The sequence below is a fragment of the Cupriavidus sp. DL-D2 genome (assembly GCF_039710735.1).
Taxonomy (GTDB): domain Bacteria; phylum Pseudomonadota; class Gammaproteobacteria; order Burkholderiales; family Burkholderiaceae; genus Cupriavidus.
The window spans coordinates 1-22,755 of record NZ_JBDKXK010000099.1 but is presented as its reverse complement, the minus strand read 5'-3'; the positions used below and the strand labels follow the sequence as shown (position 1 = coordinate 22,755).

At 61.0% G+C, this 22,755-nt stretch carries 15 protein-coding genes and 1 tRNA gene; 15 read left to right on the top strand and 1 reads right to left on the bottom strand.

All coding sequences use genetic code 11. The features are described 5' to 3' along the window. Positions 1-128: 128 nt before the first annotated feature. The 11 genes from ABDB81_RS29445 to ABDB81_RS29395 all read left to right on the top strand — a co-directional run bounded on the left by ABDB81_RS29445 (position 129) and on the right by ABDB81_RS29395 (position 15,471). Positions 129-204, top strand: a tRNA-Trp gene (locus tag ABDB81_RS29445). Between the two features lie 59 nt (positions 205-263). Then, positions 264-644 carry a preprotein translocase subunit SecE gene (gene secE / locus ABDB81_RS29440; RefSeq protein ID WP_137928010.1) on the top strand — a complete coding sequence of 127 codons (381 nt, stop codon included), beginning with the start codon at positions 264-266 and terminating at the stop codon, positions 642-644. 9 nt (positions 645-653) lie between these two features. After that, positions 654-1,235, top strand: a complete 582-nt coding sequence (nusG, locus tag ABDB81_RS29435) for a transcription termination/antitermination protein NusG (protein WP_137928009.1) — start codon at positions 654-656, stop codon at positions 1,233-1,235. 160 nt (positions 1,236-1,395) lie between these two features. Further along, a complete protein-coding gene (rplK, locus tag ABDB81_RS29430) occupies positions 1,396-1,827 on the top strand; it encodes a 50S ribosomal protein L11 (RefSeq protein ID WP_010810467.1) in 432 nt (143 codons plus the stop codon). Beyond that, on the top strand, positions 1,828-2,523 hold the full coding sequence (gene rplA / locus ABDB81_RS29425; RefSeq protein ID WP_137928008.1) for a 50S ribosomal protein L1: 696 nt from the start codon (positions 1,828-1,830) through the stop codon (positions 2,521-2,523). Between the two features lie 390 nt (positions 2,524-2,913). Then, a complete protein-coding gene (rplJ, locus tag ABDB81_RS29420) occupies positions 2,914-3,435 on the top strand; it encodes a 50S ribosomal protein L10 (protein WP_130393182.1) in 522 nt (173 codons plus the stop codon). Between the two features lie 60 nt (positions 3,436-3,495). Next, the gene (rplL, locus tag ABDB81_RS29415) at positions 3,496-3,870 is read left to right on the top strand and encodes a 50S ribosomal protein L7/L12 (RefSeq protein WP_010810464.1); all 375 of its coding nucleotides are present in this window, start codon (positions 3,496-3,498) and stop codon (positions 3,868-3,870) included. A 446-nt stretch (positions 3,871-4,316) separates the two neighbouring features. Further along, positions 4,317-8,423 carry a DNA-directed RNA polymerase subunit beta gene (gene rpoB, locus ABDB81_RS29410; RefSeq protein WP_137928007.1) on the top strand — a complete coding sequence of 1,369 codons (4,107 nt, stop codon included), beginning with the start codon at positions 4,317-4,319 and terminating at the stop codon, positions 8,421-8,423. A 114-nt stretch (positions 8,424-8,537) separates the two neighbouring features. Continuing rightward, a complete protein-coding gene (rpoC, locus tag ABDB81_RS29405; protein WP_160473078.1) occupies positions 8,538-12,779 on the top strand; it encodes a DNA-directed RNA polymerase subunit beta' in 4,242 nt (1,413 codons plus the stop codon). Between the two features lie 766 nt (positions 12,780-13,545). Next, positions 13,546-15,105: a cytochrome D1 domain-containing protein gene (locus ABDB81_RS29400; RefSeq protein WP_346814297.1), complete on the top strand. Its 1,560-nt coding sequence runs from the start codon at positions 13,546-13,548 to the stop codon at positions 15,103-15,105. 18 nt (positions 15,106-15,123) lie between these two features. Further along, entirely contained in the window at positions 15,124-15,471 is a 348-nt protein-coding gene (locus ABDB81_RS29395) for a cytochrome c (protein WP_237380194.1), read from the top strand. A 28-nt stretch (positions 15,472-15,499) separates the two neighbouring features. On the opposite strand, the gene ABDB81_RS29390 is transcribed toward ABDB81_RS29395, so the two are convergent. Further along, positions 15,500-16,984, bottom strand: a complete 1,485-nt coding sequence (locus ABDB81_RS29390) for a PLP-dependent aminotransferase family protein (protein WP_346814296.1) — start codon at positions 16,982-16,984, stop codon at positions 15,500-15,502. 219 nt (positions 16,985-17,203) lie between these two features. On the opposite strand from ABDB81_RS29390, the gene recQ reads away from it, so the two are divergent. The 4 genes from recQ (at position 17,204) to fusA (ending at position 22,635) form a co-directional block, all read left to right on the top strand. Then, positions 17,204-19,051 carry a DNA helicase RecQ gene (gene recQ / locus ABDB81_RS29385; RefSeq protein WP_346814295.1) on the top strand — a complete coding sequence of 616 codons (1,848 nt, stop codon included), beginning with the start codon at positions 17,204-17,206 and terminating at the stop codon, positions 19,049-19,051. Positions 19,052-19,355: 304 nt separating this feature from the next. Continuing rightward, the gene (gene rpsL / locus ABDB81_RS29380; RefSeq protein ID WP_006576501.1) at positions 19,356-19,733 is read left to right on the top strand and encodes a 30S ribosomal protein S12; all 378 of its coding nucleotides are present in this window, start codon (positions 19,356-19,358) and stop codon (positions 19,731-19,733) included. Between the two features lie 204 nt (positions 19,734-19,937). Further along, positions 19,938-20,408: a 30S ribosomal protein S7 gene (rpsG, locus tag ABDB81_RS29375; RefSeq protein WP_066734316.1), complete on the top strand. Its 471-nt coding sequence runs from the start codon at positions 19,938-19,940 to the stop codon at positions 20,406-20,408. A gap of 118 nt (positions 20,409-20,526) precedes the next feature. Next, positions 20,527-22,635 carry an elongation factor G gene (fusA, locus tag ABDB81_RS29370; protein ID WP_137928002.1) on the top strand — a complete coding sequence of 703 codons (2,109 nt, stop codon included), beginning with the start codon at positions 20,527-20,529 and terminating at the stop codon, positions 22,633-22,635. Positions 22,636-22,755 lie beyond the last annotated feature (120 nt).

Sequence of the window (22,755 nt, the reverse complement as noted above, 5' to 3'; positions counted from 1 at the left end):
GTCGTACCGTCGGCGCCGGCGTTGTGGCAAAGATCCTCGACTAAGTTTTTGTCGAACTGGCGAGCGCGACACCAACCGGTCGCGTTCGTTTGCCAGGGGGTTGGCTTAGGCTAACCCCAAGTTGTTTTAGGGGTATAGCTCAACTGGCAGAGCGTCGGTCTCCAAAACCGAAGGTTGGGGGTTCGATTCCCTCTGCCCCTGCCAAATCAATCAGCCGCGTCGCGATGAAGACTCGTGACGCGGCTTAGTCTCGTTTGCGAAACATGGCTAATCCCAATGTCGAAACCGTAGGCGCCTCGAGCGGCAAAGTAATGCTCGTCGTGGCGGTGCTCCTGGTGGTAGCCGGAGTCATCGGTTTCTACGCGCTGGCCCAGCAGCCCTCTTACGTCCGCGGCGCCGCACTGTTCGCCGGTATCGCGCTGGGCGTAGTGGTGGCACTTATCTCCGCGCCTGGCAAGGACTTCGTGGGATTTGCCCGTGAATCGTATCGGGAAGTTCGCAAGGTCGTCTGGCCGACGCGCAAGGAAGCCGGACAAATGACGGGACTCGTCTTTGTCTTCGTCGTCGTTATGGCGCTCTTCCTGTGGTCGGCGGACAAGCTCATCGAGTGGGTAATCTTCTCGCTCGTGCTGGGCTGGAAATAAGAGGTAGACATGACGGATAACGCTCAGCAGGAAGCCACGGCATCGGAATCGCCTTCATCGAAGAAGCGCTGGTACGTGGTACACGCTTACTCCGGCATGGAAAAGAGCGTGCAGCGCGCGTTGCAAGAGCGCATCGAACGCGCCGAGATGCAGGACAAGTTTGGTCGCATCCTCGTGCCGTCGGAGGAAGTCGTGGAAATCAAGGGCGGGCAAAAGTCCGTCACCGAACGCCGCTTCTTCCCGGGTTACGTGCTGGTCGAGATGGAAATGACCGACGAGACGTGGCATCTGGTGAAGAACACCAGCAAGGTCACTGGTTTCGTTGGCGGCGCGCGCAATCGCCCGAGTCCGATCTCCCAACGGGAAGTCGACAAGATCATGACCCAGATGCAGGAAGGGGTCGAGAAGCCGCGTCCCAAGACGTTGTTCGAAGTGGGCGAAATGGTGCGTGTCAAGGATGGCCCATTCACCGATTTCAACGGTAACGTCGAAGAAGTGAATTACGAAAAGTCGCGCCTGCGCGTGACCGTCACGATCTTCGGACGTGCGACGCCGGTCGAACTGGAGTTCGGCCAGGTCGAGAAGGTTTAAGGATTTTTCACTGCCGTCGCCCGTAAGGGGGAGGGTGGAAAAAGGGTCAGTTACGGCTGGCCCGAAGAGGAGCGTGAGGTCATGCCTGGCATGGCGATAGCGCGTTACCACTCAACAGGATCTGATTCCGAAACAGGAACGGGTCCGGATTGGAGTAAATATGGCCAAGAAGATCATTGGCTTTATCAAGCTGCAGATTCCAGCTGGTAAGGCAAATCCCTCCCCGCCCGTTGGTCCCGCACTGGGTCAGCGCGGTCTGAACATCATGGAGTTCTGCAAGGCGTTCAACGCCCAGACCCAGGGTATGGAACCCGGTCTGCCGGTGCCGGTGGTGATTACTGCCTTCGCCGACAAGAGCTTCACGTTCGTGATGAAGTCGCCGCCGGCGACCGTGCTGATCAAGAAGGCAGCAGGCATCACCAAGGGTTCGCCGAAGCCCCATACCGACAAGGTTGGCAAGATCACCCGTGCCCAGGCTGAAGAAATCGCCAAGGCAAAGAATGCTGACCTCACCGCCGCTGACCTCGACGCCGCCGTGCGTACGATCGCTGGTTCGGCGCGTTCGATGGGCATCACCGTGGAGGGTCTGTAAATGGCTAAGGTTTCGAAGCGCGTCGCCGCTAACAAGGCGAAGGTCGAGCGTACCAAGTTTTACCCGATCGACGAGGCTCTGAGCCTGGTCAAGAGCTGCGGCTCGACCAAGTTCGACGAATCGATCGACGTGGCCGTGCAACTGGGCATCGATGCCAAGAAGTCGGACCAGGTTGTGCGTGGTTCCGTAGTGCTGCCGGCTGGTACCGGCAAGTCGGTGCGCGTGGCTGTGTTCGCCCAGGGCGAAAAGGCCGAAGCCGCCAAGGCTGCTGGCGCTGACGTGGTTGGCATGGAAGACCTGGCAGAGCAAGTAAAGGCCGGTAACCTGAACTTCGACGTCGTGATCGCCTCGCCGGACACGATGCGTATCGTGGGTACGCTGGGCCAGATCCTGGGCCCGCGCGGACTGATGCCGAACCCGAAGGTTGGCACTGTGACGCCGGACGTCGCCCAGGCTGTGAAGAACGCCAAGGCTGGTCAGGTGCAATACCGCGTCGACAAGGCCGGTATCATCCACGCCACCATCGGTCGTCGCTCGTTCGACGACGCCGCGCTGAAGAGCAACCTGGCCGCCCTGCTGGACGCCCTGGTCAAGTCGAAGCCGGCTACGAGCAAGGGCGTGTACCTGCGCAAGATCGCCGTGTCGTCCACGATGGGCGTTGGCGTTCGCGTCGAACAGACCTCGCTGTCGGCCTAAGCTGACGGCAGCCACCTGGCAGGAACCCGATAACGCCCGCCAGGGCAGGAATTGAAGACTGCGGTGTTGCCGCAGTCGACTCCAGCGCCGGAAGGCGACGGAGGAAGGCTTTGGGCAGTGGCATCAGCCTCGCGCTTGACGTGAGGGAGGTGCCGCTGGTTATCAAAGACCGCTGGTGTTCATGCCGCTTCGGCAGCGTGGACTTAATCGGTCGGCGCCATGCGGAGCTCGCTCCGATGATCGCCGGTCTGCCAGCGCAGATGGCGCACCCGAAGGGATTGATGACGCCGGGTAGGACCCGGGGGATTCGGGCCAATCGGACGCCGTTCGTTTGGACTGATGTGATTGAGCCGGTTTTCCGGTGCATTCGCATCGTTTTGGAGCTTAACCGTGCCACTCAATATTGAAGATAAGAAGGCCGTCGTTGCTGAGGTTTCGGCGCAAGTCGCCAAGGCCCAGACCATCGTCGTGGCCGAATATCGCGGCATTACGGTTGGCGATCTGACCAAGCTGCGTTCCACCGCTCGTCAGCAAGGCGTGTACCTGCGTGTTCTGAAGAACACGCTGGCCCGCCGTGCCGTCGAAGGTACGCCGTTTGCAGGCCTCGCAGAGCAGATGACCGGCCCGCTGATCTACGGTATTTCCGAAGATGCAGTGTCGTCGGCCAAGGTTCTGAACGACTTTGCCAAGACCAACGACAAGTTGGTCCTGCGTGCAGGGTCGTACAACGGCAACGTTCTCGATGCTGGCGCCGTCAAGGCCCTGGCTTCGATCCCGAGCCGTGACGAACTGATTGCTCAGCTGCTTGGCGTGATGCAAGCGCCGGTGTCGGGCTTCGCCCGCCTGCTGGCTGCTGTGGCTGCCAAGAAGGCCGAAGGTGCTCCCGCGGAAGCGGAAGCCCCGGCTGCCTGAGCCCTCGCTTAAACAGATCGCATTACCGATCCCGAATCAAATCTAGTAGGAGTATTCCAAATGGCAATCACTAAAGACGACATCCTGGAAGCCGTTGGCGCGATGTCCGTGATGGAACTGAACGACCTGGTCAAGGCGTTCGAAGAGAAGTTTGGCGTGTCGGCTGCAGCCATGGCTGTTGCTGCTGCCCCGGGCGCTGGCGGTGCCGCTGCCGCTGAAGAACAGACCGAATTCAACGTGATCCTGGCCGAAGTTGGCGCCAACAAGGTCGGCGTGATTAAGGCTGTTCGCGAAATCACCGGTCTGGGCCTGAAGGAAGCCAAGGACCTGGTCGATGGCGCACCGAAGCCCGTCAAGGAAGGCGTGGACAAGGCCGCTGCTGCCGAAGCCAAGAAGAAGCTGGAAGACGCTGGCGCGAAGGTCGACGTCAAGTAAGAGGTACCGCGCGTGCCTTCGGGCACGCGGATGGGGCTGGCAAAGGGAGAATCCCGGCGCCAGCCTTTTTGCGCTTGTGTGGGTGTGTTTAGAGGTGCACCTTGGGGCGTAATGTCCTTTCCTTGACGAGGAGAGGAAGCGAAAGATGTGAAGTAGCGTATGCTTGGCAGTGCGAAATCCTTCGCTGCCTTAGCAGAAGCCAAACATCAGTGGCACACTAGGTGGTTGCTGATGTTTGTCTTCTGAACCGACTGCAGAAGACAAGTTTGGTCGGGTATCCCCCGGACGCGTACAGGCATTGCGCCGTGCAATGACCACACCGTCCGCAGCGTGCGGGTACCGTCAGCCAGAGGTTGGTAGCGGCCAACCGCCAAATCCCCTCCCAGTCGCTGAACACCTCAGGTGCCGGCCAGGTCCAGCCTGCCCTGCGATGATTCGGAGATCCCATGGCGTACAGCTTCACCGAAAAGAAGCGCATTCGCAAATCCTTTGCGAAGCGTGCTACGGTTCATCAGGTTCCATTCCTGCTTGCAACACAGATTGAATCCTACACCCAGTTTTTGCAAGCGGAAACGCCGACCGCGCGTCGCAAGAGCGAGGGTCTGCAAGCTGCGTTTAACGCAATCTTCCCAATCTCCTCCCATAACGGGCTTGCCCGTATGGAGTTTGTCTCGTATCACCTTTCCAACCCGCCGTTCGACGTCAAGGAATGCCAGCAGCGCGGCCTGACTTTCCACTCGGCGCTGCGTGCCAAGGTTCGACTGATCATCAACGATCGCGAGAACCCGGGCAAGGTGAAGGAAGTGAAAGAACAGGAAGTCTACATGGGCGAAATTCCGCTCATGACGTCGACCGGTTCTTTCGTGATTAACGGCACCGAACGTGTCATCGTTAGCCAGTTGCACCGTTCCCCGGGCGTGTTCTTCGAACACGACAAGGGCAAGACGCACAGCTCCGGCAAGCTGCTGTTCTCGGCACGTATCATTCCGTACCGCGGTTCGTGGCTCGACTTCGAATTCGATCCGAAGGACATCCTGTACTTCCGTGTGGACCGCCGCCGCAAGATGCCGGTGACGATCCTGCTGAAGTCGATCGGCCTGACGCCGGAACAGATCCTGGCTCACTTCTTCGTGTTCGACAATTTCACGCTGCAAGGCGAAGGCGCGCAACTCGAGTTCGTGCCCGAGCGTCTGCGCGGTGAAGTTGCGCGCTTTGACATCGTCGACAAGAATGGCCGTGTCGTGGTGGAGAAGGACAAGCGGATCAACGCCAAGCACATCCGTGACCTGGATTCCGCCGGCACCAAGCTGATCAGCGTGCCCGAGGACTATCTGCTCGGCCGCGTGCTGGCCAAGAACATCATCGATCCGGACACCGGTGAAGTGATCGCCAACGCCAACGACGAGCTGACCGAGACGCTGTTGGAAAACCTGCGCGAAGCGGGCGTCAAGAACATCCAGACGTTGTACACGAACGACCTCGACCAAGGTCCGTACATCTCGCAGACGCTGCGTGCCGACGATACCGCCGATCAGACGGCAGCGCGTATCGCCATCTACCGCATGATGCGTCCGGGCGAACCGCCCACCGAAGACGCAGTGGAAGCGCTGTTCCAGCGCCTGTTCTACAGCGAGGAATCGTACGATCTGTCGCGCGTTGGCCGCATGAAGGTCAACAGCCGTCTGTCGCGTCCGAGCGGCGAAGGCAGCATGGTGCTGCAGGACGAGGACATCCTCGAGACGATCAAGATCCTGGTGAACCTGCGTAACGGCAAGGGCGAAGTCGATGACATCGACCACCTGGGCAATCGTCGCGTGCGTTGCGTTGGCGAACTGGCCGAAAACCAGTTCCGCGCCGGCCTGTCGCGTGTGGAGCGTGCGGTCAAGGAACGTCTGGGCCAAGCCGAGACCGAGAACCTGATGCCGCACGATCTGATCAACTCGAAGCCGATTTCGTCGGCGATTCGCGAGTTCTTCGGTTCGTCGCAGCTGTCGCAGTTCATGGACCAGACCAACCCGCTGTCGGAAATTACCCACAAGCGCCGTGTTTCGGCACTTGGCCCGGGCGGTCTGACGCGCGAGCGCGCCGGCTTTGAAGTCCGTGACGTGCACCCGACCCACTATGGCCGCGTGTGCCCGATCGAAACGCCGGAAGGCCCGAACATTGGTCTGATCAACTCGCTGGCACTGTATGCTCGCCTGAACGAATACGGCTTCCTGGAAACGCCGTACCGCAAGGTGGAGAACAGCAAGCTGACCGACCAGGTGGATTACCTGTCGGCCATCGAGGAAGGCAAGTACGTGGTGGCGCAGGCCAATGCGACAGTCGATGCAGACGGCACACTGATCGACGAACTGGTGTCGTCGCGTGAGGGTTCCGAGCGGGAAACCCGCATGGTGACCCCAGACCGCGTGCAGTACATCGACGTGGCGCCGTCGCAGATCGTGTCGGCTGCTGCCTCGCTGGTGCCGTTCCTTGAGCACGATGACGCGAACCGTGCACTGATGGGCGCGAACATGCAGCGTCAGGCCGTACCTTGCCTGCGTCCGGACAAGCCGCTGGTGGGTACTGGCGTGGAGCGCACCGTGGCCGTTGACTCGGGTACGGCCGTGCAGGCGATGCGTGGCGGCGTGGTGGATTACGTCGATGCGATGCGTGTGGTGATTCGTGTGAACGACGACGAAGCCGTGGCCGGCGAAGTTGGCGTGGACATCTATAACCTGATCAAGTACACGCGTTCGAACCAGAACACCAACATCAACCAGCGTCCGATGGTGAAGGTTGGCGATATCGTTGCGCGCAACGATGTGATCGCCGACGGCGCCTCGACCGACCTGGGTGAACTGGCACTGGGCCAGAACATGCTGGTGGCGTTCATGCCGTGGAACGGCTACAACTTCGAGGATTCGATCCTGATCTCGGAGCGTGTGGTTGCCGAAGACCGTTATACCTCGATCCACATCGAGGAACTGTCGGTCGTCGCCCGTGACACCAAGCTGGGACCGGAAGAAATCACGCGCGACATCTCGAACCTGGCCGAAGCGCAACTGGCGCGCCTGGACGAGTCGGGCATCACGTACATCGGCGCCGAAGTGGAAGCTGGTGACGTGCTGGTGGGCAAGGTCACGCCGAAGGGCGAAACCCAGCTGACGCCGGAAGAGAAGCTGCTGCGCGCGATTTTCGGCGAGAAGGCTTCGGACGTGAAGGACACGTCGCTGCGCGTGCCGTCGGGCATGAGCGGTATCGTGATCGACGTGCAGGTGTTCACGCGTGAAGGCGTGACGCGCGACAAGCGTGCGCAGTCGATCATCGACGACGAACTGAAGCGCTACCGCCTGGACCTGAACGACCAGCTGCGTATCGTGGAAGGCGATGCCTTCCAGCGTCTGGAGCGCCTGCTGATCGACAAGACCGTCAATGGCGGTCCGAAGAAGCTGGTCAAGGGTGCGAAGCTGACGAAGGAATACCTGGCGGACCTGGACAAGTACCACTGGTTCGACATTCGTCCGGCCGACGAGGAACTGGCTGCCCAGCTGGAAGCCGTCAAGGAAGCCATCGAGCAGAAGCGCCACGAGTTCGACCTGGCCTTCGAAGAGAAGCGCAAGAAGCTGACGCAGGGCGACGAACTGCCGCCGGGCGTGATCAAGATGGTCAAGGTGTACCTGGCCGTCAAGCGCCGCCTGCAGCCGGGCGACAAGATGGCAGGTCGTCACGGTAACAAGGGTGTGGTGTCGAAGATCGTTCCGATCGAAGACATGCCGTACATGGCCGACGGTACGCCGGCGGACATCGTGCTGAACCCGCTGGGCGTGCCTTCGCGGATGAACGTGGGTCAGATTCTCGAAACCCACCTCGGCTGGGCCGCGCGCGGTCTGGGCGAGCGCATCGGCAACATGCTCAAGGCTAACGTTCGTGCAACGGAACTCCGTCCGCTGCTCGCGCAGATCTACAACGAGAGCGGCAAGCCGGAAGACCTCGACAGCCTCAGCGACGCCGAAGTGCTGGAACTGGCCACCAACCTGAAGAAGGGTGTGCCGTTCGCCACGCCGGTGTTCGACGGTGCGCATGAAGACGAAATCCGTCGCATGCTGGACCTGGCCTATCCGGAAGAGATCGCTCGCGAGAAGGGTCTGACGGCCTCGAAGCAGCAGGTCACGCTGCACGACGGCCGCACGGGCGAAGCCTTCGAGCGTCCGGTCACGCTGGGTGTGATGCACATGCTGAAGCTGCACCACTTGGTCGACGACAAGATGCACGCGCGTTCGACCGGTCCGTACTCGCTGGTGACGCAGCAGCCGCTGGGCGGTAAGGCCCAGTTCGGTGGCCAGCGTTTCGGTGAGATGGAAGTGTGGGCACTGGAAGCCTACGGCGCGTCGTACGTGCTGCAGGAAATGCTGACGGTCAAGTCCGATGACGTGAACGGCCGTACCAAGGTGTACGAAAACATCGTCAAGGGCGAGCACTCGATCGACGCCGGCATGCCGGAATCGTTCAACGTGCTGGTGAAGGAAATCCGCTCGCTGGGTATCGACATCGATCTGGATCGCTTCTGATCCGGTTCGATCGGGAGGCAGCCGCGGTTGCCTCCCACCAGTGCAGGTTTCCCACAGGATTGAATGCCGCCGTACCGGACAGACTCCGGGCCGGTGGCGAAACAAGGAGTTGCAATGAAAGCATTGCTCGATCTCTTTAAGCAGGTTCAGCAGGAAGAGCAGTTCGACGCGATCAAGATCGGCCTGGCCTCGCCCGAGAAGATCCGTTCGTGGTCGTATGGCGAAGTGAAGAAGCCGGAAACGATCAACTACCGTACGTTCAAGCCGGAACGGGATGGTCTGTTCTGCGCCAAGATCTTTGGCCCGATCAAGGACTACGAGTGCCTGTGCGGCAAGTACAAGCGCCTGAAGCACCGTGGTGTGATTTGCGAGAAGTGCGGCGTTGAAGTGACGCTGGCCAAGGTGCGCCGTGAGCGCATGGGCCACATCGAACTGGCCGCGCCGACCGCGCACATCTGGTTCCTGAAGTCGCTGCCATCGCGTCTGGGCATGGTCCTGGACATGACGCTGCGCGACATCGAGCGCGTGCTGTACTTCGAGGCATTCGTGGTGCTCGAACCCGGCATGACCCCGCTCAAGAAGAGCCAGATCATGTCGGAAGACGACTACATCGCGAAGTGCGATGAGTACGGCGAAGGCGAGTTCGTGGCAATGATGGGTGCCGAGGGCATCCGTGAACTGCTGCGCGGCATCGACATCGAGAAGCAGATCGAACAGATCCGCGCCGAGCTGCAGGCCACGGGTTCCGAAGCCAAGATCAAGAAGTTCGCCAAGCGCCTGAAAGTGCTCGAGGCGTTCCAGCGTTCGGGCATCAAGCCCGAGTGGATGATCCTGGAAGTGCTGCCGGTGCTGCCGCCCGAACTGCGTCCGCTGGTTCCGCTCGATGGCGGCCGTTTCGCCACGTCGGATCTGAACGACCTGTATCGTCGCGTCATCAACCGTAACAACCGTCTGAAGCGCCTGCTGGAGCTGAAGGCCCCTGAAATCATCGTGCGCAACGAAAAGCGCATGCTGCAGGAAGCCGTCGACTCGCTGCTGGACAACGGTCGTCGCGGCAAGGCCATGACGGGTGCGAACAAGCGTCCGCTGAAGTCCCTGGCTGAAATGATCAAGGGCAAGGGCGGCCGTTTCCGTCAGAACCTGCTGGGCAAGCGCGTGGACTACTCGGGCCGTTCGGTCATCGTGGTGGGCCCGACGCTGAAGCTGCACCAATGCGGCCTGCCCAAGCTGATGGCGCTCGAACTGTTCAAGCCGTTCATCTTCCACAAGCTGGAAACGATGGGCATCGCCACCACGATCAAGGCGGCGAAGAAGGAAGTGGAAAGCCAGACGCCTGTGGTGTGGGACATCCTCGAAGAGGTGATCCGCGAGCACCCGGTGATGCTAAACCGTGCGCCGACGCTGCACCGCCTGGGTATCCAGGCGTTCGAGCCGGTGCTGATCGAAGGCAAGGCCATCCAGCTGCATCCGCTGGTCTGCGCGGCATTCAACGCCGACTTCGACGGTGACCAGATGGCTGTTCACGTACCGCTGTCGCTGGAAGCCCAGATGGAAGCCCGCACGCTGATGCTGGCCTCCAACAACGTGCTGTTCCCGGCCAACGGCGATCCGTCGATCGTCCCGTCGCAAGACGTGGTGCTGGGTCTGTACTACACGACCCGCGACAAGATCAACGGCAAGGGTGAAGGCATGACGTTCGCTGACATCAGCGAAGTCATCCGCGCCTACGAGAACAAGGAAGTCGAACTCGCCTCGCGTGTGAACGTGCGGATCACCGAGTACGTGCTGGTGGACAAGGACGCAGTGGGCGATGCCCGCTTCGCACCGAAGATCACGCTGCAGGCCACCACGGTCGGCCGCGCGATCATGTCCGAAATCCTGCCGAAGGGCCTGCCTTTCTCGGTGCTGAACAAGCCGCTGAAGAAGAAGGAAATCTCGCGTCTGATCAACACTGCGTTTCGCAAGTGCGGTCTGCGCGAAACGGTGATCTTTGCTGACAAGCTGCTGCAGTCGGGCTTCCGCCTGGCTACGCGCGCCGGTATCTCGATCGCGATCGACGACATGCTGGTGCCTCCGCAGAAGGAGAAGATCATCTCCGACGCAGCTGCCAAGGTGAAGGAATACGACAAGCAGTACATGTCGGGTCTGGTGACGGACCAGGAACGTTACAACAACGTCGTGGACATCTGGGGCGCCGCCGGCGACCAGGTGGGCAAGGCGATGATGGAACAGCTCCAGCACGAAGACGTGGTCGATCGCACCGGTGCGACGGTCAAGCAGGAATCGTTCAACTCGATTTACATGATGGCGGACTCGGGTGCTCGCGGTAGCGCGGCACAGATTCGTCAGCTGGCGGGTATGCGCGGCCTGATGGCCAAGCCGGACGGCTCGATCATTGAAACGCCGATTACGGCGAACTTCCGTGAAGGCCTGAACGTTCTGCAGTACTTCATCTCGACCCACGGTGCACGTAAGGGTCTGGCGGATACGGCACTGAAGACCGCGAACTCGGGCTACCTGACGCGTCGTCTGGTTGACGTGACGCAGGATCTGGTGGTGGTGGAAGACGATTGCGGCACCTCCAACGGCGTGGCCATGAAGGCCCTGGTCGAAGGCGGTGAAGTGATCGAAGCCCTGCGCGATCGTATCCTCGGCCGTGTGACGGTGGCGGACGTCGTGAATCCTGAGACCCAGGAAACGGCAATCGAAACCGGCACGCTGCTGGACGAAGATCTGGTCGAATTGATCGACAGCATCGGCGTGGACGAAGTGAAGGTGCGCACGCCGCTGGCATGCGACACGCGCTACGGCCTGTGCGCCAAGTGCTATGGCCGCGATCTGGGCCGTGGCGTGCTGGTGAACTCGGGTGAAGCAGTGGGTGTGATCGCTGCACAGTCGATTGGTGAGCCGGGTACCCAGCTGACCATGCGTACGTTCCACATCGGTGGTGCGGCATCGCGTGCGGCAGTGGCATCGAGCGTGGAAGCCAAGGCTACCGGTACGGTGCGGTTCACGGCGACCATGCGTTACGTGACGAACGCCAAGGGCGAACTGATCGTGATCTCGCGTTCGGGCGAGGCACTGATCACGGACGACCACGGCCGCGAGCGCGAGCGCCACAAGATCCCGTACGGTGCCACGCTGCTGGTGCAGGACGGCCAGGCCATCAAGGCTGGTACGCAGCTGGCTACGTGGGATGCACTGACTCGTCCGATCGTTTCCGAGTACTCGGGCACGATCAAGTTCGAGAACGTGGAAGAAGGCGTGACCGTCGCCAAGCAGATGGACGAAGTGACGGGCCTGTCGACCCTCGTGGTGATCGATGCGAAGCGCCGTACGGCTGCTACCAAGGGCCTGCGCCCGCAGGTGCGCCTGCTCGACGCGAACAACCAGGAAGTGAAGCTGCCGGGTACGGATCACTCCGTGACCATCGGCTTCCAGGTGGGCGCGCTGATTACCGTGAAGGACGGTCAGCAAGTACACGTGGGTGAAGTGCTGGCACGTATCCCGACCGAATCGCAGAAGACCCGCGACATTACCGGTGGTCTGCCGCGTGTGGCCGAACTGTTCGAAGCCCGTTCGCCGAAGGACGCCGCCGTGCTGGCGGAAGTCACCGGTACGGTGTCGTTCGGTAAGGATACGAAGGGCAAGCAGCGTCTGGTGATTACGGACCTGGACGGCAACGCCCACGAGTTCCTGATCGCGAAGGAAAAGCAGGTGTTGGTGCACGATGGCCAGGTGGTGAACAAGGGCGAAATGATCGTGGAAGGTCCGGCGGACCCGCACGACATCCTGCGCCTGAAGGGCATCGAGGAGCTGGCACACTACATCGTGGACGAAGTGCAGGACGTGTACCGTCTGCAGGGCGTGAAGATCAACGACAAGCACATCGAAGTGATTGTTCGTCAGATGCTGCGCCGCGTGCAGATTGCCGATGTGGGCGACTCCAAGTTCATCCCGGGTGAACAGGTGGAGCGTTCGGAGCTGCTCGACGAGAACGATCGCGTGATCGCCGAAGGCAAGCGTCCGGCCATCCACGACAACCTGTTGCTTGGTATTACCAAGGCGTCGCTGTCTACCGACAGCTTCATCTCGGCGGCATCGTTCCAGGAAACGACGCGCGTGCTGACCGAAGCCGCGATCATGGGCAAGACCGACGACCTGCGTGGTCTGAAGGAAAACGTGATCGTCGGCCGTCTGATCCCGGCCGGTACTGGTCTGGCCTACCACCGTGCCCGCAAGGCACGCGAGGCATCGGAACGCGAACGCGCCCAGGCGATCTCCGACGAGGAGCAATCGCTCTTCATCGAGCCGCCGGTGGTGCAGGCGACCGAGGGCGATGGCGACGCAGTCTGATCGCGATGTCCTGACCCAGCAGTATTGAAGCAGTAAAAAACCCGGTTCATCGAACCGGGTTTTTTTTCGTCTGCCTTCTCCTGAGCGCGCAGCATGCCGCAGTGGGTCAACACGGATGCACGTCGTCGACGGTAGGGTGTCAGTATCTTCCGCAACGTTTCCTGCCTCGCCATGCTTCACCTTCCCCCGATGAGTACACGTTGTCGTGTGTCGACAGTAATCGTCACCGTTGCGACGTTCGTTGCCGTTATTGACTTGAGCGCTGTGCAGGCGGCGTCCACCAATGATCGCTTTTCACTCGATCTTTCACCTGGAGCGCCCGCGACGATAGAAGACGAACGGCGTCGCCACTTCGAGCAGCACTACGACTGTGTGGCGGGAAATGGAGTGGCCGGGGTTTGCGCACATCTTGAGGATCGTGCGCGCCAGCGCCAGATCGATGCGTTACGTCAAAGTACGACGCCGGCAGGCATGCCGCCCCCGGCGCCTCCCCCCAATTACCGCGAGGCATGGCCGGCGCGCGGCATCTCCCTCCCTGGTGGACGCTAGCACCGGACTGTGACGAAGCATGTGGACGATCCTTGGGCAATCCGTTCACCTGGGGGCGCGTGCATTTTTCTCTATTTGGTCCTGATCTGTAGCAACGAACTGCGTAGCATCCGTACCCATCCGAGCACCGCTTCCATCCCCTGTGCGCTGTCACAGGAGAGTCCAGACTTGCACGTACACCACGAAATCACGTGGGACTCCTCATGGAAGGTAAGTAATGTTGAAATTCGTATCAGCGACGGTCCTGTTGACCGGCATGTCGTCGGCGCTGTTTGCCATGAGCGCCGACGATCTGCAGCGCGCAGAAGGGCTGTACCAGGCCAACTGCGCGGTCTGTCACTCAGCCAGCCGCGGTGGCTATGTCGGTCCGGCGTTGAACAAGGATCGATTGGTGCAGAGCGAAGCCGCGCTGCGCGGCCCGATCATGACCGGCATCCCCGATACGCTGATGCCGCCGTTCCACTCACGCATGTCCGACGGGGACATCCGGCTCGTATCGGCATTCATCAAGACGCAGGCGGTTGGCGATCCGCAATGGTCGATGCAACAGGTGCGCGATAGCCTGGAAGTACTCGTCGACGAATCGAAGCTGCCGTCCCGCCCGACATACAAGATCGATTCCGTCTACGACCTCATGGCCGTCATGGCACGCGGGCGTTATGGCAAGGGGACTGGCAAGGACAATGCCAAGACGGTATTCCTGAATGGCAAGACGAATGAGGTGGTAGGCGAGATCGCCACGCCGATGGCGCCTCACATTCTCGATTTCAGTCCGGTGGACCCGCGTTGGGGATGGCTGAAGAGCGATGACGGATACGTCTACAAGATCGATCTGTACTCGCTCAAGATCACGCGCAAGATCAAGACCGGCCTCACGGGTCCGGGCATCGCGCTGTCCAATGACGGCAAATGGCTGGCAGCCAGTTCCTTCGTGCCCAACCAGGTGGTCATCATGAAGGCGGATACGCTGGAGCCAGTGAAGCATCTGAAGCTGGAGGGGGCGGATCCGGACGGCAAGTTCATCCCATCGGCGGGAGGCCCGGTGATTGGCAGCCGCATCAACAACAAGTTCGCCTTGACGTTGAGGCAGGCGGGACAGATCTGGATCGTGGACCCCGACCGTGAAGGTATGCCCGTGACCAAGCTGGAGAAGGTCGGGCGCATGCTGCACGACACGTTCCTGACGCCGGATGGGCGGTACTCGATGGTGGCGTCCTATGGCGACAACAAGATCGTGGCAATCGATCTCAAGGAAGACAAGGTCGCGCGGGATATCCCGGCGGGGTGCCAGCCTCATGTGGGTTCCGGTGCCGTGACGCCGATCGGCGGGCGGATGCTCGCGTTCGGCACCAATATCGGCCAGTGCGACAAGGGGGATGTCGTGACGGTTTGGGACACCAAAGATTTCTCGGTGGTGAAGAACATTCAGGTCGCAGGACCGACCGAATCGCCAGCGGCGCATCCGGATGCACCGTATGTGGCGGTCGATATCGTCAGCAAGGACAAGAAGGCTTCGCAGATCCAGCTGATCGACAAGCAATCACTGGAAGTGGTGAAGACGCTCGATGCAGGCGGCCACGCGTTCTTTCCCGAGTACACCCGCGACGGGAAGTATCTCTACGTGAGCGCTGGGTACTACGGTGATCGGATTCGCGTCTACGACAGCAAGACATTGCAACTGGTGGCAGAACACAAGATGGAAAGCCCGGCAGGCATCTTCTCGCGTGCGCGCACGCAGTCGATTTCGGTGGGTTTGCCACCCACTCGCAAGCATTGAGACAGGGAGCCAACCATCATGAACAACGAGTTCAAAAAAGGGGTGCTTGGCCTTGGTTTTATGGCTGCGTCCATATGGACGATCGCCGCGTACGCCGCTGACGGAAAAGACGGCACGAAGCTCGACGACAATCTCTCCAGCATCGTGCCGCTGTGCGCCGCTTGCCATGGCATCGACGGTATCAGCAGCGTCGGCATGTATCCGCATCTGGCAGGGCAGAACGCCGAGTACCTTGCCAAGCAGTTGCGGGACTTCCGCAGCGGGGATCGTCAGGACGCGGTCATGCGCCCGATGGCCGAACCGTTGAGCGACGCCGCAATCGATGCGCTGGCGCGTCATTTTGGCGCGATGGGCGGCAGGCGGTAGCCATCCAGGCGCAGTTGTCGATCGGGCACTACGCGCGATCGACAACTGCCCGCATCATCGTCATGGCTTCGGCAATCTGCCCGGCATTCATCGATGCATAACCGAGCAGCAGCGTGTGACCTTGCCATACTTCGCCATGCCGGCACGCCGCCTCTTCGAGTGTGTAGACGCGGATGCCGCTTCGTAGCGCGCCATGCGCAATCGTCCTGGCATCGGGGCCATGCAGCGGCAGACGCAGCGCGAGATGCAATCCCGCACCTGGTCCGACGATCTCGCAGGTATTGCCCCAGATGTTGCGGATACCTTCGACAAGCACATCACGTTGCGCGCGATAACGTTGCCGCAGCCGATAGACGTGCCAGTTGTAGTCGCCGCGTTCGAGCAATCTGGCCAGCACGGCCTGCTCCAGCCACGGACATCCCTGATTCAGTAACGCCTTGCGCCGCGCCATGACTTCCACGAGGTGAGGCGGGCACGCCATGAAGCCCAGCCGCGTGCCGGGTCCCAATACCTTGGAAAACGTCCCGACATAGATGACGCGTGATGGATCAATCGCCATCAATGGCGGCAGTGGCGAACTCTCGTAGCGAAAGTCTGCATCGTAGTCATCCTCCACGATGCACGCGCCGGAGCGTGCTGCCCAGGCGAGCAGGGCGCGCCGCCGGCACATCGACATCGTCACGCCCAGCGGATACTGGTGCGATGGGGTGACGTAGGCCAGCGATGCCGGACCGGGTGGCAAGGCATCGGTGCAGAGTCCATCGGTATCGACGGGAAGTGCAATAGGGGATGCGTCCGCCAGTTGGGGGAGATTGCAGAAGCCTGCGTAACCTGGTGCTTCCACAACCACGCGACTCCCCGGTCGGACCATCTGTGCCGCCGCCAGATGCAGCGCCTCCTGCGCACCGGCTACGATGATGATCTGTTCGGGGTCGACAGCGAGCGCCCGCGTCGCTGCGAGATGATCGGCGATGCCGGTACGTAATCCCCACAATCCTTCGGGCGGCGTGTAGTCGCTGACGGCATGGCTCATCTGCCGCAGCAACGTACTGGATAGTGCCGCCCATCGCCGCGCAGGAAAGGCGTCGGTCGCAGGGCGCCCGATCCTGAAATCGAAACGCACCGGCGCGGCGGGCGGCAAGGTATGCACGCCTGTCGAGCCGAGTATTGGAAAGTGCTTGCCGAACGAAGGTGTGGCGAGCGCGTCCCTGGGTGTTGTGGGTAGCTGTGGCGTGGGCATTGCCGCACGCGGCACATTGTCTGCCACGAAGAAGCCCCTATTTGCCTCGCCGCGCACCAGTTCGGCATCGATCAAGCATTCATAGGCGCCGAGCACAGTGTTGCGCGCGACGTGGAGCATCGATGTCAGGCAGGCAATCGAAGGCAGCCGGTCAGCAGGCTGCAGCCGACCAGACAGAATCAGCCATTCGATCTGCTTGCCGATCTGGCGCTTGTACGGCTCGCCGCTTTCCCGATCGAGCACAAGAGGCAGTTCAAATGAGTGGCGTTGCATGGGGAGAGCTTGTCCCGGCCGACGTCCGTCATGTGCGTTAGCCGTTTTCCCTCATGCTAGCTGCAGGCTGCACGCATTCAGTTGTGCTGAGGCAAGGGTGTGGCGATTGCCGTGACACGTTTTTGGGCTTTGTGAATCAGGTGACGTTGTCACTGCCGCCGAGCATGCGCTGGAGTGGTATGGTTACGCCTTTCCTGGCTCCCCGTCCTCCCGCTGTCCATGTCGCAAGCCCTGGCGATCCTCAAAGAAGTCTTTGGCTACCATGCCTTCCGTGGCCGTCAGGCGGAAATCATCGACCACGTGGCCGAGGGCGGCGATTGCCTGGTGTTGATGCCCACCGGCGGCGGCAAATCGCTCTGTTATCAGATTCCGGCGTTGCTGCGCCAGCAGGCCGGACACGGCATCGGTATCGTCGTTTCGCCGCTGATCGCGCTGATGCAGGATCAGGTGGCGGCATTGACCGAGGCCGGCGTACGCGCCGCCGTGCTCAATTCCACGTTGAGCGGCAGCGAGGCATCGGCGGTCGAGCGCGATCTGCTGGCCGGGCGGCTCGATGTGCTCTACGTGGCGCCCGAGCGGCTCATGACGCCGCGCTTTCTCGATCTGCTCGATCGGGCGCGCGTGGGTTTGTTCGCGATCGACGAAGCGCACTGCGTCTCGCAATGGGGTCATGACTTCCGGCCTGAATACATACAGCTGTCCGTGCTGCATGAACGCTTTCCAAACGTTCCACGGATCGCGCTGACCGCCACGGCCGATGCGCTGACGCGTAACGAGATCGTCGAGCGGCTGGCACTGGACGATGCGCGGGTCTTCATTTCGAGCTTCGACCGCCCCAACATCCGCTATCGGATTGTCGAAAAGGACAACGCCCGCCAGCAACTGCTGGCCTTTATCAAGGCCGAGCACATGAGCGGCGAGGGCGGGCATGACAGCGGCATTGTCTATTGCCTGTCCCGGAAGAAGGTCGAGGACACGGCGGCGTGGCTGTCCAGCCATGGCATCAAGGCGTTGGGTTACCACGCCGGTATGGATGCCGAGGTGCGCCAGCGCCATCAGGCACGCTTCCGAGAAGAAGAGGGCATCGTGATGGTGGCCACGATCGCCTTCGGCATGGGCATCGACAAGCCTGATGTCCGTTTCGTGTCGCACCTGGACCTGCCCAAGAGCATGGAAGGCTATTACCAGGAAACCGGCCGCGCGGGCCGCGACGGCTTGCCGGCAAACGCGTGGATGGCCTACGGCCTGGGTGATGTCGTGCAGCAGAAGCGGATGATCGACGAATCCGAGGCTGATGATGCGCACAAACGTGTGTCATCGTCCAAGCTCGACGCATTGCTGGGATTGTGCGAGACGGCCGGCTGCCGTCGGGTGCGGATCCTGGCATATTTCGAAGAGGCGTCGGAACCTTGTGGCAACTGCGACACCTGCCTGGAGCCGCCAGCCACCTGGGATGGTACGCGCGAGGCGCAGATGGCGTTGTCTTGCGTCTACCGCACGGCGCAGGCCAGCCGCATTCACTTTGGCGCCACGCATCTGATTGATGTGCTGCGTGGTAACGCCAGCGAGAAAATTCGCCAATGGGGGCACGACAAGGTGTCGACATTCGGCATCGGCAAGGACATGGCGGTGAGCGAATGGCACGCGGTATTCCGCCAGTTGATCGCACATGGGCTGCTCGTGATCGATCACGGCGGACACGGCGCACTGTTGCTGGGTGAGTCCGCGCGAGAGGTGCTCAAGGGTGGTCGGTCGATCACGCTGCGGCGTCAGATGAGCAAGCCCCCAAAGTCGGGCGAGCGCGCATCGAAGGGCGCGCGCACCGATCACACCGCAACGATGGACCCCGATACGCTCGCCAACTGGGAGGCGCTGCGCCGCTGGCGCACCGCTACGGCCAAGGAACATGGGGTGCCGGCCTACGTGATCTTTCACGATGCAACGCTGGCCGAACTTGCGCGCAGCGGTCCGGAATCTCTCGACGAACTGGCAGAAGTGCCCGGTATCGGGGCCTCAAAGCTAGAGCGCTACGGCGATGAGATCCTCGAAACCCTGCGCGGGGTTTGAGCGCAGGGTTGTAGACGTATACGCCGCGTATACCCCTTGACCGTTGCGGATCCCGCTGCTAGAGTGGCAGATTCGAGTTTTTGGCTTCGGATTTCGCTCGTCCGTCGGCTGAGTGGTGCCCCAGGCGCCCGGCCAGGCAGGACGGCAGCGGGATCCCGGCGAGCTCGCGCTCTTTGGTAAGTCTGTCATTCCACAGCCCTTCCTCCGAGCGTCCGCTCACCTCTCCCGCCCAAAACCCGTTGTTGCCCCTTGGCCAGTTGCTGGCGTAGGGGTGTTTTTGTGTAAAACCAAGCTGGATTGAACAATGCCAACTATCAACCAACTGGTTCGCAAGCCGCGTGTCTCTGAGGTCATCAAGAGCAAGAGCCCGGCGCTTGAGAACTGCCCGCAGCGTCGCGGCGTGTGCACCCGCGTGTACACCACGACGCCGAAGAAGCCGAACTCGGCACTGCGTAAGGTCGCCAAGGTGCGCCTGACCAACGGTTTCGAAGTCATTTCGTATATCGGCGGTGAAGGCCACAACCTGCAGGAACACTCGGTCGTGCTGATTCGCGGCGGCCGTGTGAAGGACTTGCCGGGTGTGCGTTACCACATCGTCCGTGGCTCGCTGGATCTGCAAGGCGTGAAGGACCGCAAGCAGGCCCGTTCGAAGTACGGTGCGAAGCGTCCGAAGGCTGCCTAAGCTTTCTTCGCTGCAAGCAATATCCGATAGCCCTGGCGCGAGTCATGGTGCTGTCACCAGGCGGCGGTACAACGGAGCGTTTTTCGCGCCGTGCCGTCGAGTAAGTGGTCACCCGGCGAATTTGTCCAAGCGATTGACAAGCTAGTTGGTGGCCGGAGAGCGGAAATTTTGACCCGCCTCTCAACTGAATCTTAAGGAAAGAAGATGCCACGTCGTCGTGAAGTCCCCAAGCGGGATGTTCTGCCTGATCCGAAGTTCGGTAACGTTGAAGTTGCCAAGTTCATGAACGTGCTGATGCTGGACGGCAAGAAGTCGGTTGCCGAACGTATCGTGTACGGCGCGTTCGACCAGATCGAAAAGAAGGCAGGCAAGGCCCCCATCGAAGTGTTCTCCGTTGCGATCAACAACGTGAAGCCGGTGGTGGAAGTGAAGAGCCGTCGCGTGGGCGGCGCCAACTATCAGGTTCCGGTCGAAGTCCGTCCGTCGCGTCGTTTGGCATTGGCGATGCGTTGGCTGCGCGAGGCCGCGAAAAAACGCAGCGAGAAGTCGATGGCGCTGCGCCTGGCAGGTGAGCTGATGGAAGCTGCAGAAGGCCGCGGTGGCGCAATGAAGAAGCGCGACGAAGTGCACCGCATGGCCGAAGCCAACAAGGCGTTCTCGCATTTCCGCTTCTAAAGCGCGCGAAAAACACTGTTGGTTGCCGGGCGGGTTGTGTTTTCACACAATTCGCCCGTTTGTGTTAAGGGCGCAGCGGATGAGATTCCAGCGCCTCTCGGACAAATAGAGGATTAAAGTGGCTCGTAAGACTCCCATTGAGCGCTACCGCAATATCGGTATTTCGGCTCACATTGACGCGGGTAAAACCACCACGACCGAGCGTATCCTGTTCTACACCGGTGTGAACCACAAGATCGGTGAAGTGCATGATGGCGCGGCCACCATGGACTGGATGGAGCAGGAGCAGGAGCGTGGCATCACGATCACCTCCGCTGCCACCACGGCCTTCTGGAAGGGCATGGGCGGCAACTACCCGGAACACCGCTTCAACATCATCGACACCCCGGGCCACGTGGACTTCACCATCGAGGTGGAGCGTTCCATGCGCGTGCTGGATGGTGCCTGCATGGTCTACTGCGCAGTGGGTGGCGTGCAGCCGCAGTCGGAAACCGTCTGGCGTCAGGCCAACAAGTACCGCGTGCCGCGTCTGGCATTCGTGAACAAGATGGACCGTACCGGCGCGAATTTCTTCAAGGTCTACGACCAGCTGAAGACCCGCCTGAAGGCCAATCCGGTTCCCGTCGTGGTGCCTATTGGCGCCGAAGACGGCTTCCAGGGCGTGGTTGACCTGCTCGAAATGAAGGCCATCATCTGGGACGAATCCAGCCAGGGCGTGAAGTTCGAGTACCAGGACATCCCCGCCGAGCTGCAGGCCAGCGCCGAAGAATGGCGCGAGAAGATGGTCGAGTCGGCCGCCGAAGCCAGCGAAGAGCTGATGGAAAAGTATCTGGGTGGCGAAGAGCTGACCCGTGCCGAGATCGTCAAGGCGCTGCGTGACCGTACCATTGCCTGCGAAATCCAGCCGATGCTGTGCGGCACCGCGTTCAAGAACAAAGGCGTGCAGCGTATGCTGGACGCCGTGATCGACTTCCTGCCGTCGCCGGTCGACATTCCGCCGGTTACGGGTACGGATGAGCGCGACGACGAGAAGAAGCTGGAGCGCAAGGCTGACGACAGCGAGAAGTTCTCGGCGCTGGCGTTCAAGATCATGACCGACCCGTTCGTCGGCCAGCTGATCTTCTTCCGTGTGTACTCGGGCAAGATCAACTCGGGCGACACTGTGTACAACCCGGTGAAGCAGAAGAAGGAGCGTCTGGGCCGTATTCTGCAGATGCACGCGAACCAGCGCGAAGAAATCAAGGAAGTGCTGGCTGGCGACATCGCTGCTGCGGTGGGTCTGAAGGACGCCACCACGGGCGATACGCTGTGCGATCCGGCTGCGCCGATCGTGCTGGAGCGCATGGTGTTCCCGGAGCCGGTGATTTCGCAGGCTGTCGAGCCGAAGACCAAGGCTGACCAGGAAAAGATGGGTATCGCCCTGAATCGCCTGGCTGCCGAAGATCCTTCGTTCCGCGTGCGTACCGATGAAGAATCGGGCCAGACCATTATTTCGGGCATGGGCGAGCTCCACCTGGAAATTCTGGTCGACCGCATGAAGCGCGAATTCGGCGTGGAAGCCAACATCGGCGCCCCGCAGGTTGCCTACCGCGAAACCATCCGCAAGAAGGCCGAAGACGTCGAAGGCAAGTTCGTCAAGCAGTCGGGCGGCCGCGGCCAGTACGGTCACGCCGTGATCACGCTGGAACCGCAAACGCCGGGCAAGGGCTTCGAATTCGTCGACGCCATCAAGGGCGGTGTGATTCCTCGCGAATACATCCCGGCGGTCGAGAAGGGTATTGTCGACACGCTGCCGGCCGGTATCCTGGCAGGCTTCCCGGTTGTGGACGTGAAGGTCACGCTGACGTTTGGTTCGTACCACGATGTGGACTCGAACGAAAACGCGTTCCGCATGGCCGGCTCGATGGCTTTCAAGGAAGCCATGCGCAAGGCCAGCCCGGTTCTGCTGGAGCCGATGATGGCCGTGGAAGTGGAAACGCCGGAAGACTACACGGGTACCGTGATGGGCGACCTGTCGTCCCGCCGCGGCATCGTGCAGGGCATGGACGACATGGTTGGCGGCGGCAAGATCATCAAGGCCGAAGTCCCGCTGTCGGAAATGTTCGGTTATTCCACGTCGCTGCGCTCGGCCACGCAAGGTCGCGCCACGTACACGATGGAGTTCAAGCACTACTCCGAAGCACCGAAGAACATCGCCGAAGCCGTGATGACGGCCAAGGGCAAGTAATAAAGCTTTGCCGCCATGCGTGACCCGCATGGCGGCCAATGAATCGAATCACACTGAATTCCATTAGGAGCTGAAACATGGCAAAGGAAAAGTTCGAGCGGACCAAGCCGCACGTGAACG

Excerpts from the sequence above, each read along its gene's own strand:
- rplK (WP_010810467.1), top strand. The coding sequence starts at position 1,396 with ATGGCCAAGAAGATCATTGGCTTTATCAAGCTGCAGATTCCAGCTGGT.
- rplL (WP_010810464.1), top strand. The coding sequence starts at position 3,496 with ATGGCAATCACTAAAGACGACATCCTGGAAGCCGTTGGCGCGATGTCC.
- nusG (WP_137928009.1), top strand. The coding sequence starts at position 654 with ATGACGGATAACGCTCAGCAGGAAGCCACGGCATCGGAATCGCCTTCA.
- rpsL (WP_006576501.1), top strand. The coding sequence starts at position 19,356 with ATGCCAACTATCAACCAACTGGTTCGCAAGCCGCGTGTCTCTGAGGTC.
- rpsG (WP_066734316.1), top strand. The coding sequence starts at position 19,938 with ATGCCACGTCGTCGTGAAGTCCCCAAGCGGGATGTTCTGCCTGATCCG.
- rpoB (WP_137928007.1), top strand. The coding sequence starts at position 4,317 with ATGGCGTACAGCTTCACCGAAAAGAAGCGCATTCGCAAATCCTTTGCG.
- recQ (WP_346814295.1), top strand. The coding sequence starts at position 17,204 with ATGTCGCAAGCCCTGGCGATCCTCAAAGAAGTCTTTGGCTACCATGCC.
- ABDB81_RS29400 (WP_346814297.1), top strand. The coding sequence starts at position 13,546 with ATGTTGAAATTCGTATCAGCGACGGTCCTGTTGACCGGCATGTCGTCG.
- ABDB81_RS29390 (WP_346814296.1), bottom strand. The coding sequence starts at position 16,984 with ATGCAACGCCACTCATTTGAACTGCCTCTTGTGCTCGATCGGGAAAGC.
- rpoC (WP_160473078.1), top strand. The coding sequence starts at position 8,538 with ATGAAAGCATTGCTCGATCTCTTTAAGCAGGTTCAGCAGGAAGAGCAG.
- ABDB81_RS29395 (WP_237380194.1), top strand. The coding sequence starts at position 15,124 with ATGAACAACGAGTTCAAAAAAGGGGTGCTTGGCCTTGGTTTTATGGCT.
- secE (WP_137928010.1), top strand. The coding sequence starts at position 264 with ATGGCTAATCCCAATGTCGAAACCGTAGGCGCCTCGAGCGGCAAAGTA.
- rplA (WP_137928008.1), top strand. The coding sequence starts at position 1,828 with ATGGCTAAGGTTTCGAAGCGCGTCGCCGCTAACAAGGCGAAGGTCGAG.